Here is a 16804-nt window from a genome sequence, read left to right on the forward strand (position 1 = left end):
TTAGAGCGGGAGACCAGGTTCGAACTGGCGACATTCAGCTTGGAAGGCTGACGCTCTACCAACTGAGCTACTCCCGCAGTAAAGCGGTTGCAAATATAAGACTGTTTCTAATATCTGCAAATATTTTTTTGAAAAAAAATAACAAAAATGATATCTTTAATAGGTAGCTTTCAGAAAGTGAAGAACATAGGTTTATAAAGATTTTATAGTTTTATACATGTGAATGTAAAATATAATCTTGTATAGTCAAAAAGAGTATAAAAATCGGTTTTTATTATACGTATAACGTATGAAATTATGGTGTTCAAAATTAAAAAGAAACTAATTTACCAATAATCAATTAAAAAAGAGTATCTTTGTACCGTTCAAGTAGAACATCTTAATTATTTCAAAGTAGTATATAGTAATTAGTTTTTTGAGTTTATTCTCTTCTTGTCTTTTTTTATCTCATTATTCCTTTATTTTTTAAGTGTTTATAAGCATGATAGCTCTTTGTAATTGTATTATTACATTATAGGAAGTTATATAAAGGTTCTTCTTTTACAAAACATTACATAATAATTTAAAACTTAAGCAAGATGCAAGAAGGCACAGTAAAATTTTTTAACAACTCAAAAGGATTTGGGTTTATTACATCATCAGAATCAGGAGAAGATATTTTTGTACACAACTCAGGATTGATTGACGATATTAGAGAGAATGACAAAGTACGTTACGATACCGAACAAGGTAGAAAAGGCTTAAACGCTTTTAATGTAGAGATTGTAGATTAAAGTTTAGGTTATAAAATAACCTAAACCCAACTATATAGAAAAGGCTATCTGAAAAAGATAGTCTTTTTTTTATGCCCAATTTTTAAGTGAATCATTTTCAAAATAAAAAAAAGAACCCACTCAAAAAAGATTGAGTGGGAAAATTGCTATGAAAAAGAACTTAAGACGTCTCTTAAGTGTTGCTAAGATACTTAGATTTTAATTAACAGCAGCATAAAAAAGCGTAAAAAAGTTATGGCTTAACCATAAAAATAAGGCTCTTTATTTATGGTTTTTGTAGTATGAATTATAAAAAAATGTTTGTACAGTTGAAATGAAGTGTGAATATGTGAATAAAAGATAAAAAAAAGCGGGAAAATCCGGCTGATTTTTTAAAGAGGCTGGCACTGAATTTCTGCACAACCAATCCAAATTTCAGAACAAGTATTGTCTGGAAGTAAGCAATGCTTTTTTCCTCCGTGAATAGATTGTTGTTCTTTTTTGTTTAAACCTGTTCCTAAATTAGAAATATTCTTTACCATAATAAAAATTTTGAGTTTTTTCAAACTTAAATTATTTAAAATGGAGTATTGGAAAATAAACCGTAATATAAGTATGGTTTTATACTATTTTTTATGTGACTAGTATCAGAATTAAAAGAAAGCTTTCTCTTCTCTTATAATTTTAAGAAAATGGAACCCGTAAATTTCAAAGCCTTCGTTGTAATAAAATTTATGAGACTTTCTATTAGCAGTATACGTATTTAATTCAACCGCTTCACATCCTTTAGATTTTGTATAATCGTATACCCATTTAAAAAGCTGCTTACCTATATTGTTACCTCTGTAGTTTTCATCAACAATTACATGGTCAGGTTCTACACTCTTACCAATATAGTGCCTAGTGCTATACCAAAGTCCGCAAATACCTATTAGTTTATCATCATCAAAAACACCTATGCATTCATAGTTAGGGTATGCTGCCATTTCTAAAACTCTAGCTTTTAAAATATCTTTGGGTGTTGTAGTATTGGCTTTACGTAAAAGCGGAAGAATTACAAGAATATCTTCTTTGTTAATCAGGTTAAAATTTATATTCATTCTGTATTTTTGAGTTAAAGAAATTTTAGATGATAAAAATAAAAAATATATCAGTTCAAGAAACCTATGCTATTCGATTAGCTGTATTACGAAACAACATTGATTTGCCATACAAGTTTAAGGAAGATGAGCTTGATAACACGTTTCACCTAGGGGCTTTTTATAACAATAAGTTGGTAGGTATAGCTTCTTTTGTACAAAATAAAATTGAAGTTATTAAAGGAAGTCAATTTCAGTTAAGGGGAATGGCTACTTTACCAGAGGTAAGAGGAATGGGGGCAGGAAGACTATTGTTAGAAACCGCCAAAAATATCTTGAAAACGAAGAAGGTGGCTGTTTTATGGTGTAATGCTAGAAAAGAAGCTGTTGGTTTTTATAAAAACTTAGATTTCGAGATCATAGGAGAGGAGTTTGAAGTGGAAAAAGTAGGTCCTCATTTTAAAATGTATTATCGTGTAAATTAGTAGTTTATTTACCGACTACTTTTCAAAAAACTAAAATATTTTACAAATGAAAACCTCATTATTATTACTAACTACCTTCTTTTCTGTATTATCATCTAATGTCTTTTCGCAACAAAAAGAAGTTACAATAACTTCAGAAAAACTAACAGAAAATATCTATGTTTTAAAAGGGCAAGGTGGAAATATAGGGATTTTTGTGGGAGAGAACGGTGTGTTTATGATTGATGATCAATTTGCTCCTTTAAGTAAAAAGATACTAGCAACTATTAAAACAATTACAACGAAACCAATAACCTATTTGATTAATACACATTGGCATGGTGATCATACAGGAGGGAATGCTAACTTTCAAAAAGAAGGAGCTGTAATTGTTTCTCACGAAAATGTACGTAAACGAATGAGTATTGAGCAAGTTATTAGAGGTAAGAAAAGACCAGCATCACCTAAAGAGGCATTACCAGTAATTACCTTTTCAAAAGATATACAGTTTTATATTGATGAGGAGCCAATTATGATTACGCATATTCATAATGCGCATACTGATGGAGATGCCTTAGTGTACTTTGGAAATAGTAATGTATTACATGTAGGAGATGCTTATTTTCAAGGAAAGTTTCCCTATATAGATCTAAATTCTGGAGGTACTATTGATGGCTATATTGACGGAATTGAAAAAATAATAATGATAGCCGATGATGCTACTAAAATAATTCCAGGGCACGGAAATGTATCATCAGAAAAAGAATTAAAAGTGTATTTAAGCATGTTGAAAGATTTAAAAAACACTATTATCTCAGAAATTGAAAAAGGAGCAAGTTTAGAAGAGGTGAAAAATAACTCTTTGCTCACAGAGAAATATAAAAACTACAACGGTTGGATTACAGAAGAAAAAATAAAAGAAGCAATTTATAAAAGTTTGAAAATGAATTAAAAATAAAAACCCAAATCTTTCGATTTGGGTTTTGTAGCGAGGAGCAGATTTGAACTGCCGACCTCAGGGTTATGAATCCTGCGCTCTAACCAACTGAGCTACCTCGCCTGATTGCGGGTGCAAATATAATTACTTTTTGGTTTTAGACAACAAACATTTAAATTTTTTTTTAAAAAATAAATATCTATATTGGCGCTTAAACAAAAAAATAGATGAGCAAAGTTAAATTTGAGTTAGAGTTTCCCATTCATGCATCCCCAAGCATGTTATATCAATATTTTGCAACACCAGCAGGTTTAGAAGAATGGTTCGCAGACAGAGTTAATTCACGAGGAAAACTTATTACTTTTATTTGGGATGACTCTGAAGAAGAGGCAAAAATAGTTACCAAAAAAGCAGACGAACGTATTAAGTTTAAATGGACAGAAAGTGAAGGTGATGATAGTTATTTTGAATTCAAAATTCAAGTAGATCCACTAACAAAAGACGTTGCTGTAATTGTTACAGATTTTGCTGATGATGAAGATGATGCAGAAGAAGCGAAAATGCTTTGGCAAAATCAAATAGAAGAATTAAAGCATACTATAGGAGCTTAAGAAACAAGTAGCATAGAATTAAAAGAGCGACTCGGCAATTTTGTCGAGTTTTTTTGTGGCTAATATTCGCCTAAATTGTAAGTTTGCAATTAAAATTTTTAAGAAATGCTAAACTTTAATGGAACATTAATTTCTGATAACGAAGTACAAATTTCAACAAAAAATAGAGCTTTTAAGTACGGCGATGCTATTTTTGAAACAATTAAAGTGTTCAATGGTAAAGTTGTTTTTGTTGAAGACCACTATTTTAGATTAATGGCTTCTATGCGAATGCTTCGTATGAAAATACCTATGAAGTTTACTCTTGAATATTTACAGGAAGAGATTCTTAAAGCAATAACAGAGTTACCAGCATCTTCTACGTATAGAGTGCGATTAACGGTTTTTAGGAAAGACGGTGGTTTATATGAACCGCTTACAAACGAAGTAGATTATATTATAGAAGGAACTCCATTAATACCTACAGAAAAAGAAGTGTATAGGATGGATGTTTTTAAAGATTTTTATAATTATTCAGGATTGCTTTCAACAATTAAAACAACAAACAGAATGTTGAATACATTGGCTGCTGTTTTTGCCAAAGAAAACGATTTAGATAATTGTATTTTACTAAATGAACGTAAAGGAGTTGTGGAAACTATTAATGGAAATATTTTTATAGTAAAAGGAAACACAATAAAAACTCCTGCTTTAACTGAAGGTTGTATTAAAGGAATTGTTAGGAAAAAAGTAATTGAAATTATAGAGAAACACCCAGAGTATACAATAGAAGAAACAACTATTTCTCCTTTTGAAATCCAAAAAGCAGACGAAGTTTTTATAACGAATGCTATTGTAGGAATTCAACCAGTTACTAATTATCGTAAAAAAGAATTTTCAATAGATATAACTAATAAAATAAAAAGTAGTTTAAAACTAGCAACAGTAACTAGTTAAAACTAGTTCATTTGTATATCGCTAGGGGCATTTGCCCAAATTTTATACTTGCCTCCTCTTTGTAATAGTTTTTCTTTCCAAAAACCTTGGTTACTGGTGGTTAAAATATTTTCGTAGTCATTCTCTGTAATAAACCAAGAGTTCATGAGCAGTTCTTCTTCTAGTTGGTTTGTTCCCCAGCCAGAATAGCCTAAAAAGAAACGAATATCACTAGCTTTTAACTCCTTATTGTTTAACAGTTCTTTTAAAAGGTCAAAATTACCTCCCCAGTAAATACCGTTTGCAACTTCAATGCTGTTAGGAAGTAAGTGTGGAACTTTGTGGATAAAGTATAAATTATCCTGTTCTACTGGTCCGCCCTGATATACTGTAAAATCACAGTCTATCTCAGGAACTAAATCGCTAAGTACATGGTCTAAAGGTCTGTTTAATATAAAACCCACCGAACTTTTTTCATTATGCTCAGTAAGTAAAACGATGGCTCTCTTAAATGAACTATCATTTAAAATTGCTGGTTCAGCAATTAATAACCTACCTTTTTCCGGTTTAAATGCAACCATAATTTTTTTAGTTTATAAACACTAAGGTAAATAAAAAATTAATAAAACTTTAACAAAAGTGTTAAAAAACCAGAGGAAATAGGAAAAAAACGGGAATTATATTTTTTCTAAAACACTAATAACTTCATTTTTTTTACGGACCGAAACAGGAACAGTTGTTTTGTTTTTTAAAACTAAATACCCTCCATCAGATTTTATAAATTCTTTAATGAATTGAATATTAATTAGATGGCTTTGATGTACTCGTAAGAAGTCGTACTCTTTTAACATGTCAGCAAAGTGTTTTAAGGTTTTACCAACCAGTATTTTTTGTCCGTCATTCATAAAAAACTCCGTGTAGTTATTATCAGACTGACATCGAACAATATCGTCTAAATTTACCACCGTAATCTTGTCAGATGTGTTTAATGAGATCTTTTTAGGACGTTGATTCGGTTTTGAAATGGATTGTTGGAGGACTGTAAGCTGTTCCTTGTCGGGTTTAATTTGATTTTTTGCTTTGTTAATTGCATTTGCCAAATCTTCGTTTGAATAGGGTTTTAATACATAATCAATAGCAGCAAACTTAAAAGCTTTAATAGCATATTCGTCGCTTGCAGTAACAAAAATAATTTTTGAAGATAAGTTTGGATGGATTTCTAGAACGTCGAAACCTGTACCGTCTCCCAACATAATATCTAAAAATAAAATATCTGGTTCTTGCTTTCGTAACACTTTTAATGCTTCTACCACACTTTTAGCAGTGTCAATAATTTCAATTTCTGGATGATACTGAGTAAGATCGTTTTGCAACATCTCTAGGGCTGTAGGCATATCGTCTACTAAAATTGCAGAAAGTTTTTTCATGTTTTAAAAATCAGTGTTTAAAGGAATTTCAAATACGACCTTAGTCCCTGTTACTCTTCCTTCATCATATAATTCACTAATAGAAAAAGCACTCTTTTTCGACAGGTTTTGAATTCGTTCTTGTGTAACTTTTAAAGCTACAGATTTATGTGGGCTTATTTTTTTAAACTCTTTTGATCGATAAACACCAATACCATTATCTATTATCTCACAATGTAAAAGATTCTTTTTTACTGAAAAATTTACCGTAATTTTTCCATTTTCAACAGAAGAGATTCCGTGTTTTATACTGTTTTCAACAAAAGGTTGTATTAGCATTGGTGGAATTAGAATTTCTTCAGCATCAATGCCAAGGTTTGTGGTTATTGAATATTCAAAGGTATTCGAGTTTATTTGCTGCTCTAGCTCGATATAATTTTTTAGTGTGGCAATTTCTTCAGTTAGGCTAATTTCTTCCTGTCTAGAATTGTGTAAAACACCCCGTAAAAGTGTAGCAAATTTACTAATAGTTGTATTTAATTCAGCCAATTTTCCTGAGTTTCCTAAAGCTTTAATGCCATTTAAAACATTAAAGATAAAATGTGGATTCATCTGTAACTGCAAAGCTTTTTGCTCTAGAGATATCAAATGATTTTCTAGCTCTAATTTTGCAACTTTGGCTTTATTCTTGGCTTGAATTCTTCGTATGTAAAACCAAATGATGAGTGTTAAAATTAGAGAGGCTAATCCAATACCCGACCAAATAAACCAACTTTTTTTATAGATAGGAGTATCAATAAAAAAATTAAACTCAATAGGGGTACTCTCTGTTTTTCCAATTCTTGATTGCGCAGCAAACCTATAGTTTCCGGGAGATAAATAGGCCAAATCAATAGCGCTTTTAGTACTCCAAGGGCTGGTTTGATTGTTGAGCGTATAACGATACTCTAATTTATTTAAGTTGTTAATATTTATTGTTTTGTAATAAAAAGAGAGGTGATTTTTATCAGCGGGTAGTTTTAGGGTTTTATGATAGTTGTTGATGTCGATACTGTCTAAAGAAGTAAAAACTACCTCAATATTTTTAAAAGAAATGGTCGGTTTTTTTTGTACTGGTTGGTCGCTTTTAATAAAGTAAATTCCAGAGTCTTTTGTAGAAATCCAAGTGTTATTTTCATTGTCTTGAAAAGCACTGGTAATTTTATTGGTGGTTAAGGTGTTGTATTTATTAATGTTTCTTACGAAATTAAAATTAGCATCTAGTACTTCAATACCATTATCTTCAGAGATAATCCAAAATTGATTATTAATTTTTTTTATGTTAGTAACATTCTGTGTAGTGATGGTTTGTGTGTTTACTTCTTCATTAACAATAAACTTTAGTCCGTCGTTATAGGTAGTTGCAACAATCGTTTTTCCATTAATTAAAATGGAAGTGTAGTTATTTACATCTATTCGTTTTAAAACTTCAGGGTTGATAAGTTTATCGAGTTTCCATAGAGATTTATTTGTCGCTATCCAGTAAAAATTTCCATCAAATAGCATGTCGTTTATTTGATTAAGGTCAATTTGAAAGTTAGTGCGAAGAGGAGAGAGGTAGTCTTCACGAACTCTAACAATTCCTTTGTTAGTTCCTAAAAAAGTATGGTTTTTAACGGTTAAAAAGCAGTTTATATTGTTGCTTTCAAAATTAGTAAACCCATGGTGGTTTTTAATACTTACTCCTTTATTAGTACCTATAAAAAGAGTATTACCTTTTGAAAAAACAGTATTGATATGGTTAGAAATAAGCCCGCTTTTAGTAGTAAAGCTTGTAAACTCTTTTCCGTTAAATTGTACCAAACCTTTATTAGATGCTAACCAAATATACCCCGTATTGTCTTGAGCAACATTGTTTATGTGTAAGCTAGGAAGTCCGTTATCTTTAGTGTAGGTTTTTAACGATTGGTTTTGAGCAGAAATACGTATAAGACCATAAAAAAAACAGGACAAGAATAAAAAAGTAAAGCGTTGTATTGAGTGTTTTTTAAGACTCAATACAAAACTACTTTTCATGACTGTTTTTATGATATGATGTAGGGTTTCCATGATAACAAACATACTTAAATAAAACGTCATTACGAAGGGAAGAAGGTTGAAGTAGTTACTTTTATTATGAGGTTTTCCTAGGTTCGTAATGACGTTTGTTCAACAATTATTAGTTATTTCATAGCGTATAAACGTTTGTTATTGGTATCTGGTTTTACATGCTCTAATTCTCCGTAAGGTTTTGTTAATGGTTTTAAAACACAAAGAGCAGAAGCTTTCCCTTTGATAATTAATTGACTGCCTTTTACAGTATAAGTCCATCTAAATTTCTCTACAGGAATATTTGTCTTTTCAACTTCTTTCATTAATCCTTTTTCACTAGCAATGAAGTCCATTATTTCTTCTTGCATTACAAAGTGAGGGATGTCATTATCAGAATTATGGTAATCTAATTCTAGGTTTACAGGAATTGTATAATGAATTGTATAAGGTTCTCCTACATAACGTTCTCTTTCGTTATTTAAAGCATCATACCAAGAAATTTCTTTTTCTTCAGGGTATTTTTTAGCAATTTCTTTTGATAAATCTACTTTACCAGGAGAATTTGCAGTTGGATAAAATACATAGTAGGGTTGAGCTAAATAATGATTAGAAAACGCTCCTCCAAAAACATTATAGTAGGGTGATACCACTACTTGCGGAATTTTGTGCTCAGTTATAAAAGCACTTTTTAAAGTGTTTACTAAATCAGTGTTTTCAGCCAATTGATTGGTATGAAAAATAATTTTAGTATCGTTAGTAATTGTTTCATTCTTTACTGGAGGTAAGGTGCCTTTGGTTATTGTTTTTTGCAAAGCTTCAGCAGTTACTTTCTCTCCATTAATTACGGTTTCTAAGTTCATTGCTCTAAAAGGGTTATTGTTGTTTACAATATGAACTTCTCCGTAAGGATTTTTCGTAGCGTTGTTGTTCATCCAAGTAATAATTTCTTCTACTGAATATTTTCCGTTGATTATCTCGTAGTTTTTTTCCTTGAAATAAACTCGTGCACTATCGTAAAAATGACTATTACTTTTGTCGTCTCCAGTAATAAATACTATAGGTTTTCTGTATTCCACTACAGGTTTTTCAATAGTTTTCTCTGTAGTAGCAATGTTTCCCAGTTCTTTGTTTTTGTTGTCACTTTTTGTGTTATTACAATTTGAAAATGCCCCAATTAGTAGTAGTAATCCCATTACTGTACCTACTTTTAAAATGTTTTGTTTCATAGTTTTTTGTTTTAAGGTTAATATAGTTACTGTTATTGTTGTAAAATGATAGTTACATCCTTTCCTAAATTTATACTAGTTGATAGTTTGTTTAAGATGTTAGGAAGGTTTCGGTCGTTAATCCACTGACCGTTTTCTTGTTTTTCAACAGAAGCGATTAATCCGCTTGTGTTTATTTGTAATTTTAAGCTAGTGTATTTTTCTAAATACATTTTTAATACTGATGAATAATTGTTGTTTGACCACATAATTGTTGTTTTTATATGATCAAAATTACCACAGAAGTACAGGTAGATTTGGAGAAAATTAGAATTCGTAGTAGATAAATTAGAATTCGTTGTTGATAGTCGGTAGAAGGTAGACGTTAGCCAGTAGTTTCTAGCCAGTAGTCGGTAGTTGATTGATAGATAAAAAAGGTGACTTGAAGTTAAAAAATAATAGTTTTAGCCAACCGCCAACCGCCAACCGCCAACCGCCAACCGCCAACCGTCAACCGCCAACCGCCAACCGCCAATCGCCAACCGCCAACCGCCAACCGCCAACCGTCAACTGCCAACCGCCAACCGCCAACCGCCAACCGTCAACTGCCAATCGCCAACTGCCAACCACTAACCGTCAACTGCCAATCGCCAACTGCCAACCACTAACCGCCTTTAATAACAGTCCGTTTTAATTTGATTGGTCTTTTTGAAGTGGTTTAAGGATGTGTTTAGTTTATTCGAAGTTATTTGCTCTAATACCTTTTCAACACCTTTCAGCATTTTAATAGAACCGCAAATCATAATAGTACCTCCATTTTGTAAAACAGTAGAAATTGTAGTTTCTTCTTTTAGTAACAAATCTTGCACATATTCTTTCTCTTTTTCTTGAGAATAGGCAATGTGAATGTTGCTTTGTTCTATGTTTTTTAACAAAGGGGTGTACATTTTTAATGATTCTTTTGTTCTTCCTCCCCAAAACAAATGTGCTTTTGTGCCTTTTTTATGTTGCAGCATTCCTAAAAAAGGAGCGATACCTGTTCCGTTAGCAATTAGCACTACTTCTTTCTTTTTCTTAGGAAAATAGAAAGCTTTATTCTGTTTAATACTTGCTTTAAGTGGCTCGTTTTGTTTTAACTGATAAAGTAGGTTAGAGCACACTCCAAGATCATGTTTTTTAATACTTAGTATGATGTCATTACCTATTTTTCCAATAGAGTACAAGCGTTCAATATTGTCTTCTTTAGGAGTGATAGAAAGTAAATCACCAGAGTTAAAACGAAGTTTTCTAGTGGGGTGTAAACAGATTAAAAAAGAGTCGTCGTTGTTTACTTCAGTTTTAGAAAGGGTTGTAAAAGTTTGTTGTTTTTTAGGCTTTTTAATTTCTTGTATCAATTCAAAATTAATTTCAGTTTTTTCACTCCATTGGTGTCCCCAAGTTTTAAAATCTTGAAAGGATTGATTATTGATTTTATAAACAGGTAAAAGAGTCTTAAACTTTGGAAGTTGTTCTAGTATATTTTCTATATCAATAGCAAACTGACAAAAATGAGGGTATGCTCTTGAACCAAAGCCAACTATTGAATAGTTCACTGGGTTTTGAATAGTCGTTTGTTGAATTAGCTGTAAGAATTTAGAAGCGTTAGAAGGAGCTTCCCCTTCTCCGTAAGTTGAAGTTAATACAATTAGATGTTTTGCATTTTTATACGAAGTATAATTGTTTAAAATGTCAATAAAAACAGGGGTGTCTTTTTTTATGAATGCGTTGTATAGAGAGGAAGCAAAAGGGTAGGTGTTGTTGGTTTCCGAACCTACTAATATGATAACTTCAGCATTGTCTTTCTTAATTTTATTTTTAGGGAGGGAACTTTTTTGTATTCTTTTGAAGGTCATTGCAAACCCTGAATAGATAAAAAACAGGATAGATATTGAAGAAAGTAGTAATACAACTGACCAAATAATTGTTCCGTTTCCTGTGTGCAATAATAAACTCCAGTTTAAAAGTATACTGGTTAACGAAAGGTTTTCTTTACTAATTATAGTTCCTGTATATTGATGAATTAGTACTTCACTATCATTTAGTTTCGCAAAAAAGTAATCTTCTTCGTCTTCAGAAAAAGGGAACTCAATACTTTTTACCTTATTTAAGGTGGTGTTTGTAAATGTAGGGAATTCAACAACGGTTATTTTTTTGTTGGGAAAAGTAGAAGAAAAATCAAAAGAATGCTTTATTTTATCTGTAGGTAAAACCGAAAATTTATCTAACGATAAATACACTCCTGTTAGCGTAATGATTATTATTGGGATAAGCGTGTAACGACCAACAATAATGTGGTAATACTGTTCAAAATTTTCTTTTATAACCTTAGAGAAAAGTTGTTTGAAACCGCCTTGTCGTTTGGCGATTAAAATGAAACCTGTTACTGCAATTAAGCAGAGTAAAAAAGACATAAAACCGACGATAAATCTTCCTGTAGATTTTAAAAATAAAGACCTGTGTAAGCTAGTAGCAAACTGAAAAATAGGGTTCTTTTTCTCGATATCACTTAATTTTTCTCCTGTGATTGGATGTATGTAAAATGTATCACTTTTTCCTTCTTTGGTAACTACAGAAGCACTTACAAAATCATTCTCATCAACGGTGATTGAAATTATTTCATCGTACTGTTTTTGTAGGGCAGAAATTGTTTGAGCAAGTGTAATTTCTTCAGTGTTAGAAATACTGTAGTCTGAAAGCTGTTTTGAGATAGGTTCAAAAGATAAAACAATACCTGTAACAGCAGCAACGAGAACGAAAAGGAAAGAAGATATAGCCAAGGTTAAGTGGCTATATCTCCATATAGAAGTGGTCATTTTTGTTAGCTATTTCTATTGATAAAATTACTGAGGCATTAAACGGATGTAACGAATAAATCCATTTCCTTCAAACTTCCCTTTAAGGTTTTCGGTAGTTAATTCGAATTCTACATCATTTTTGTAGTATTCTTGATCTTCTACAGCCGATTCAAATCTAATTTTATACCCTTTATCAATTTTATCGTTGTCAATTTTTAAAACGGTAATAGCTCGATTACCTCCGCTAATGGTCGCTCCTGTGATAGCGTCAATATCTGTACGAACTTTTCCTTGAAATTTCCACCATTCAGTAATGTCAGAATACCATTCTTCATCATCACCTTGAACGTATAATGTTTTTTCGTATTCTCCATTAGGGTTTAATAATGAAATAGCAATGTAAGCACCTTCACCAGTATAATTTTTCATTTGAATCATACATTTGTAGGTAGTGCTATCTGTTGTGTTAAAAGCCATTATTGAGAATACAGTAATAAAAAGAGCTATGATTTTTTTCATTTTTATCGGTTTAGTTCCATACCAAATCGCGTGTAATTGTATTTACGCACGATTTGGTAGATTAAGTTTATTTTAAAAAGTTAATATCTATATTTTTTTTGGTTAAGATTTCATTTTCCTTAGCTAGGTCGTGTACCGTTTCATCAAAATCAGTAGTAATTGATTTGTTAGCTCCAATACTTAATAAATACTTAATTACATTCGTATTGTTTGCTTGCATAGCGGCTACATGTAATGGAGTTAAGCCTTCGTTATTTTTTGCATTTACATCAATTTTTAACGTGTTGATTTTTTTAAGTAAATCGATGTTGTTTTTTTCTATTGCTATATGGAATAACGTATTTTTATTGGCTTGAAGTTGTATTAAGTTTAATCCGTTATTGGCCAAAAGATTCATTTTTTCTGTAAAATCGTTCACTTTTTTTGGATGATAACTTTTGATTAAATAATAAGCTAAAGAGTTTCCTTTATTATCTTTTACGTCAATATCAGCCTCGTTTTTTATTAAATAATCTACCACTGCCTCTGAGTTGTATTCAACTGCAGATGTAAGTGCTGAATGCCCTTTCTTATTAGTGTGATTAACATTCTTGGTTTTTCCTAATAATAACTGAACAATTTCTAAAGAGTTTCTGCTAGCAGCAATACTTAAAGGAGTGTTTCCGTTCTCATCAACTTGATTGGCATTTACACCTTTGTCAAGAAAATAATTAAAGGTATTCGAATCTTTGTTCCCACGAGCTAAATTATGTAGCGGTGTTTTTCCATTGCTATTAGTAATGTTTGGATTGATCCCTAAACTCTCTAAATAGTTAAAAAAGGCTAAAGAATTGTAACCGCTTCGAGACCCCTGTGTAGCTAATAACATAGCATTTCCTCCTTTTTTATTTAGGTTTTTATAAGGTAATCCTTTTTTTATAAGAAGTTCTAATACTTCTTTATTTCCTTTTTTAGCAACATAGTTAAAAGCGCCATTTCCATCGCTATCAACACTGTGTATGTCCAAGCCTTTAGAAGAAAGATATTCAACAAAAGAGAGGTCTTTTAAACTGGGTAAAACTAATAGCAAAGCATTCGCCCCGTGTTCATCAACGTCTGTTTTGATATCAATTCCGTTTTGAATGCAAAGCTCATAAATTTCTTTATTAGTTTGTCCTGCATTGGCTGCAAAAGTTAGAGGAGATAATTGATGAGAATCTTTTAAGTCCATACGAGCATTGTTGGCTATTAAATGCTTCATTATTTCAACATTGTTTTTATAAGCAGCCCAAAATACATAAGTTCTTTTATCGTGGGTAATCTTATCAACATCATTTCCTTTTTTGGTAAGTAAATGCTTGATCGTTTTATTAGGTGCGCTTGCAAGAATAGCATAAGTAACAGCATCAAATCCATTCGGATTTAAAGCAGTAACGTCGTTGCCCTTTTTTATTTTCTGCTCAACAGTCTTTATTGTAGGGCTGGCTTGCCAAAAGGATCTTTCAAAAAAGATGTTTTTTGTTTGTGCTTGCATTGCACTTATAAGAAGGACAAGAGTAAGTGTTATATGTTGTTTTTTCATGTTTTTAATTTTTAGAATTTATAGCGTAGTGTAGAGCCAAAATTGGCAGGCTCAACTCTATTAATATAGCTTGTACGATAAGCGTTGTAGCCTATTTCGCCAAAGATATTATTTCCAAATACATCTATACTTAATTTTTCATTGAATTTGTAAGAGGCTTGTACATTAACTGTAGTATATGCTTTTAGGTCGAAAGGTTTCACCCCAGGAACTACACCTGTATGTGTGTAGTTTCTAGACCATACATTATGAGGTCGTTCTCCTAAATAATAAGCTCCTGCGCCAATTGATAAACCATCTAATGATTTTTGAAAAGCATAACGTGCCCACAAGTTAGCTGTATGCTTTGGTGTGTTCATTGGGCGAGAGTTGTAATAATAAGATACATGATCTTTGTATTTAGCATTTAAATATGAATATCCACCAATGATTTCTAAATTAGGAAGGATACGACCAACTAATTCAATTTCTACACCATTTCTAACATCGTCACCCCCTTGAGTATAATAACCTAAGTTGTTACCCGCGTTATCATATACTGGTAGGTTTAAGTTTTTACTTGAAGTAAAAAATGTAGTAATATTAAAGCGTAAAGCGTTGTTTAACCAAGTAGATTTGATACCAGTTTCAATTTGATCCCAACGCTCTGTACCTAACTCGTTACCGTCAACATCCATATAAAAAGAAGTTCTAGGGTCTGAGCTACTAGCGTATGAACCAAAAACAATGATATTTTCATTTGGTTTCAGATTAAAACCTACAAGAGGGTTAAAGGCGTCATCACTTTTAGATGTTCCTAATGGACTTCCTATAAAATTACCTTTGGTTCTCTTCATAGAGGTGTAGCGTAATCCTAAGAAAACATCTGCCCAATTGGTTAAGCTAATTTTATCTTGAACGGTAATTCCGTAAGCTTCTGTTCTCGATCCTGTATCTGCACTTGCGTTTCTGCTAACACTAATTCCGTTAGGAAGAGTATTATTTATAGGTTGTAAAACATCTATTATATCTACATAATTGTTCCCAGAATTATAGTTTGTTATGTATCTTAAATTATCAAATTCTGAAGTTCGAAAATCAGCTCCAATTTGGAAAGTATGTTTTAAAAATCCTGTTTTTACATCTTTACCTACCAAATCTAATTGTAATACACTGTTGTTATCTTTTCTACCTGAGGCACTATATTCTCTGTAACGTTGAGAGTCGGGTAGAACACTCAATCCGTTTCTTGAGCTTCCTTGAAAAGCGTATGAGGTTTCAGTATCAATATCTAAATCAGAAACAAAATACCCTGCTTTTATACTTAACTTATCGGTTAACTCTCTGTCAACTCTAATAGCATAGGTTAGATTTTTTGTAGTAACATTGTCTGAGTCAAATCCCATAAAATTGTTGTTAGGAAGCTTGTAAATGTTATTTACATCGTAGGTGCCTAAATTAAGAGTTCCTTGATCTGGAGTTCTACTGTCATGCATATAATCCATTTCCAAAGTAATAGTTGTTTTGTCATTAGGTCTCCAAGCATAAGAAGGGTTTACATAAAAACGTTCAGAACCTACATGGTCTCTATAACTGTCGGCTTTATCATAAGAACCAGCTATTCTAAAAGCATGTTTTTTATCCGTGTCAATTGGTCCGTAAACATCAAAAGTAGGACGTAATTTACCAAAGCTTCCTGCTCGAAAGCTTACTTCACCCCCCGTATAAAATTTAGGAGTTTTAGTAACAACGTTGATAACTCCTCCCGCAGAACCTAAATCACCACCTAAACCTTGACTAATAGCTGAAATTCCCTTTAGTACTTGAATGTTATCAACACCAGCCATGTCGGTAATCATTCCCGTTCCTCTAAAATCTGAGTTAATACGAACCCCATTTTTTAATAGTGGAATACCCCTAAAGCCTCTTAAGGACATACTTTCTTTAGTGTTTCCGTAAGTAGCAAACGTATAAACTCCAGCTACGTTTTTAGTAACATCACTAAGAGTTAAAGCATTTTGCTGATCGATTAGTTTGTGTGATAATACCGATATACTTTGTAATTGTTCGTTAGGAGCTAAAGGTAATCTGGTAAGTGTTTCTAGTTTTTCAGCTCTTTTATCTCTTGCACCAAAAAGTTCAATTTCATCTAATTGAGTGTCTGATTTTAAGATAATAATTAAGTTGTTTACATCTCCTGTAATCGCAATTTTTTGTGATGATTGAATAAAACCTACAGCACTAACCACAAGTTTATAGTTTGAAAGGGGTACTTCTTTAAGTATAAAGCGACCATTTTCAGTAGTTTCAGTACCTATTTTACTTCCTTTGATAAAAACATTTGCAAAAGGGATGGCTTCATTACTTTCTGATTTTACAACACCCTGTATAGTTGCTTGACTGTATATTGTTTGGATACAACTACATATTAGTAGTAGAGATACTATAATTCTCATTTCTTTTTTATTTGAG

16 protein-coding genes and 2 tRNA genes are annotated in these 16804 nt (G+C 31.8%); 5 read left to right on the forward strand and 13 right to left on the reverse strand.

Features of this window, described 5'->3' with window-relative positions:
• Nucleotides 1–4: 4 nt before the first annotated feature.
• Nucleotides 5–77 (reverse strand) — tRNA-Gly (locus ACN0WY_RS03140).
• Between the two features lie 501 nt (nt 78–578).
• On the opposite strand from ACN0WY_RS03140, the gene ACN0WY_RS03145 reads away from it, so the two are divergent.
• Nucleotides 579–773, forward strand: coding sequence for a cold-shock protein (locus ACN0WY_RS03145; protein ID WP_330488304.1), 195 nt, complete (start codon nt 579–581; stop codon nt 771–773).
• A 371-nt stretch (nt 774–1144) separates the two neighbouring features.
• Here ACN0WY_RS03145 and ACN0WY_RS03150 read toward each other — a convergent pair whose 3' ends face one another.
• Both ACN0WY_RS03150 and ACN0WY_RS03155 read right to left on the reverse strand, forming a co-directional pair.
• The gene (locus ACN0WY_RS03150; RefSeq protein ID WP_167455898.1) at nt 1145–1294 is read right to left on the reverse strand and encodes a hypothetical protein; all 150 of its coding nucleotides are present in this window, start codon (nt 1292–1294) and stop codon (nt 1145–1147) included.
• A gap of 111 nt (nt 1295–1405) precedes the next feature.
• Entirely contained in the window at nt 1406–1852 is a 447-nt protein-coding gene (locus ACN0WY_RS03155; RefSeq protein WP_330488303.1) for a GNAT family N-acetyltransferase, read from the reverse strand.
• Between the two features lie 29 nt (nt 1853–1881).
• Here ACN0WY_RS03155 and ACN0WY_RS03160 point away from each other — a divergent pair, with 29 nt between their 5' ends.
• Together ACN0WY_RS03160 and ACN0WY_RS03165 are read left to right on the forward strand one after the other, a co-directional pair.
• Nucleotides 1882–2316 (forward strand): GNAT family N-acetyltransferase, encoded by a 435-nt coding sequence (locus tag ACN0WY_RS03160; RefSeq protein WP_330488302.1) that lies wholly within the window; start codon nt 1882–1884, stop codon nt 2314–2316.
• Between the two features lie 46 nt (nt 2317–2362).
• Nucleotides 2363–3247, forward strand: a complete 885-nt coding sequence (locus tag ACN0WY_RS03165; protein WP_417799532.1) for an MBL fold metallo-hydrolase — start codon at nt 2363–2365, stop codon at nt 3245–3247.
• A 34-nt stretch (nt 3248–3281) separates the two neighbouring features.
• Here ACN0WY_RS03165 and ACN0WY_RS03170 read toward each other — a convergent pair.
• Nucleotides 3282–3355 (reverse strand) — tRNA-Met (locus tag ACN0WY_RS03170).
• A gap of 104 nt (nt 3356–3459) precedes the next feature.
• Between ACN0WY_RS03170 and ACN0WY_RS03175 the strand changes: the two genes are divergently transcribed.
• Together ACN0WY_RS03175 and ACN0WY_RS03180 are read left to right on the forward strand one after the other, a co-directional pair.
• Entirely contained in the window at nt 3460–3843 is a 384-nt protein-coding gene (locus ACN0WY_RS03175; protein ID WP_330488300.1) for an START-like domain-containing protein, read from the forward strand.
• Between the two features lie 105 nt (nt 3844–3948).
• Entirely contained in the window at nt 3949–4779 is an 831-nt protein-coding gene (locus ACN0WY_RS03180; protein ID WP_330488299.1) for an aminotransferase class IV, read from the forward strand.
• Nucleotides 4780–4781: 2 nt separating this feature from the next.
• On the opposite strand, the gene ACN0WY_RS03185 is transcribed toward ACN0WY_RS03180, so the two are convergent.
• The 9 genes from ACN0WY_RS03185 to ACN0WY_RS03225 all read right to left on the reverse strand — a co-directional run bounded on the left by ACN0WY_RS03185 (nt 4782) and on the right by ACN0WY_RS03225 (nt 16788).
• Nucleotides 4782–5339, reverse strand: coding sequence for a YqgE/AlgH family protein (locus ACN0WY_RS03185; protein ID WP_330488298.1), 558 nt, complete (start codon nt 5337–5339; stop codon nt 4782–4784).
• A 96-nt stretch (nt 5340–5435) separates the two neighbouring features.
• Nucleotides 5436–6185 carry a LytTR family DNA-binding domain-containing protein gene (locus ACN0WY_RS03190; protein ID WP_330488297.1) on the reverse strand — a complete coding sequence of 250 codons (750 nt, stop codon included), beginning with the start codon at nt 6183–6185 and terminating at the stop codon, nt 5436–5438.
• 3 nt (nt 6186–6188) lie between these two features.
• Nucleotides 6189–8282, reverse strand: a complete 2094-nt coding sequence (locus tag ACN0WY_RS03195) for a histidine kinase (RefSeq protein WP_417799533.1) — start codon at nt 8280–8282, stop codon at nt 6189–6191.
• 83 nt (nt 8283–8365) lie between these two features.
• Complete coding sequence (locus ACN0WY_RS03200; RefSeq protein ID WP_417799534.1) at nt 8366–9460, reverse strand: hypothetical protein; 1095 nt, start codon at nt 9458–9460, stop codon at nt 8366–8368.
• A gap of 32 nt (nt 9461–9492) precedes the next feature.
• Nucleotides 9493–9708, reverse strand: a complete 216-nt coding sequence (locus tag ACN0WY_RS03205; protein ID WP_047789227.1) for a hypothetical protein — start codon at nt 9706–9708, stop codon at nt 9493–9495.
• A 405-nt stretch (nt 9709–10113) separates the two neighbouring features.
• Nucleotides 10114–12291: a PepSY domain-containing protein gene (locus ACN0WY_RS03210; protein WP_417799535.1), complete on the reverse strand. Its 2178-nt coding sequence runs from the start codon at nt 12289–12291 to the stop codon at nt 10114–10116.
• A 27-nt stretch (nt 12292–12318) separates the two neighbouring features.
• Complete coding sequence (locus ACN0WY_RS03215; RefSeq protein ID WP_330488293.1) at nt 12319–12792, reverse strand: DUF2271 domain-containing protein; 474 nt, start codon at nt 12790–12792, stop codon at nt 12319–12321.
• 67 nt (nt 12793–12859) lie between these two features.
• Nucleotides 12860–14353: an ankyrin repeat domain-containing protein gene (locus ACN0WY_RS03220; protein WP_417799536.1), complete on the reverse strand. Its 1494-nt coding sequence runs from the start codon at nt 14351–14353 to the stop codon at nt 12860–12862.
• 11 nt (nt 14354–14364) lie between these two features.
• On the reverse strand, nt 14365–16788 hold the full coding sequence (locus ACN0WY_RS03225; protein ID WP_330488291.1) for a TonB-dependent receptor: 2424 nt from the start codon (nt 16786–16788) through the stop codon (nt 14365–14367).
• Nucleotides 16789–16804 lie beyond the last annotated feature (16 nt).

It is taken from the genome of Tenacibaculum sp. (assembly GCF_048269885.1).
In the GTDB taxonomy this organism is placed as follows: Bacteria; Bacteroidota; Bacteroidia; order Flavobacteriales; family Flavobacteriaceae; genus Polaribacter.

Coding starts and splice junctions, on each gene's coding strand:
- ACN0WY_RS03145 (WP_330488304.1), top strand. CDS start 579: ATGCAAGAAGGCACAGTAAAATTTTTTAACAACTCAAAAGGATTTGGG.
- ACN0WY_RS03150 (WP_167455898.1), bottom strand. CDS start 1,294: ATGGTAAAGAATATTTCTAATTTAGGAACAGGTTTAAACAAAAAAGAA.
- ACN0WY_RS03155 (WP_330488303.1), bottom strand. CDS start 1,852: ATGAATATAAATTTTAACCTGATTAACAAAGAAGATATTCTTGTAATT.
- ACN0WY_RS03160 (WP_330488302.1), top strand. CDS start 1,882: ATGATAAAAATAAAAAATATATCAGTTCAAGAAACCTATGCTATTCGA.
- ACN0WY_RS03165 (WP_417799532.1), top strand. CDS start 2,363: ATGAAAACCTCATTATTATTACTAACTACCTTCTTTTCTGTATTATCA.
- ACN0WY_RS03175 (WP_330488300.1), top strand. CDS start 3,460: ATGAGCAAAGTTAAATTTGAGTTAGAGTTTCCCATTCATGCATCCCCA.
- ACN0WY_RS03180 (WP_330488299.1), top strand. CDS start 3,949: ATGCTAAACTTTAATGGAACATTAATTTCTGATAACGAAGTACAAATT.
- ACN0WY_RS03185 (WP_330488298.1), bottom strand. CDS start 5,339: ATGGTTGCATTTAAACCGGAAAAAGGTAGGTTATTAATTGCTGAACCA.
- ACN0WY_RS03190 (WP_330488297.1), bottom strand. CDS start 6,185: ATGAAAAAACTTTCTGCAATTTTAGTAGACGATATGCCTACAGCCCTA.
- ACN0WY_RS03195 (WP_417799533.1), bottom strand. CDS start 8,282: ATGACGTTTTATTTAAGTATGTTTGTTATCATGGAAACCCTACATCAT.
- ACN0WY_RS03200 (WP_417799534.1), bottom strand. CDS start 9,460: ATGAAACAAAACATTTTAAAAGTAGGTACAGTAATGGGATTACTACTA.
- ACN0WY_RS03205 (WP_047789227.1), bottom strand. CDS start 9,708: ATGTGGTCAAACAACAATTATTCATCAGTATTAAAAATGTATTTAGAA.
- ACN0WY_RS03210 (WP_417799535.1), bottom strand. CDS start 12,291: ATGACCACTTCTATATGGAGATATAGCCACTTAACCTTGGCTATATCT.
- ACN0WY_RS03215 (WP_330488293.1), bottom strand. CDS start 12,792: ATGAAAAAAATCATAGCTCTTTTTATTACTGTATTCTCAATAATGGCT.
- ACN0WY_RS03220 (WP_417799536.1), bottom strand. CDS start 14,353: ATGAAAAAACAACATATAACACTTACTCTTGTCCTTCTTATAAGTGCA.
- ACN0WY_RS03225 (WP_330488291.1), bottom strand. CDS start 16,788: ATGAGAATTATAGTATCTCTACTACTAATATGTAGTTGTATCCAAACA.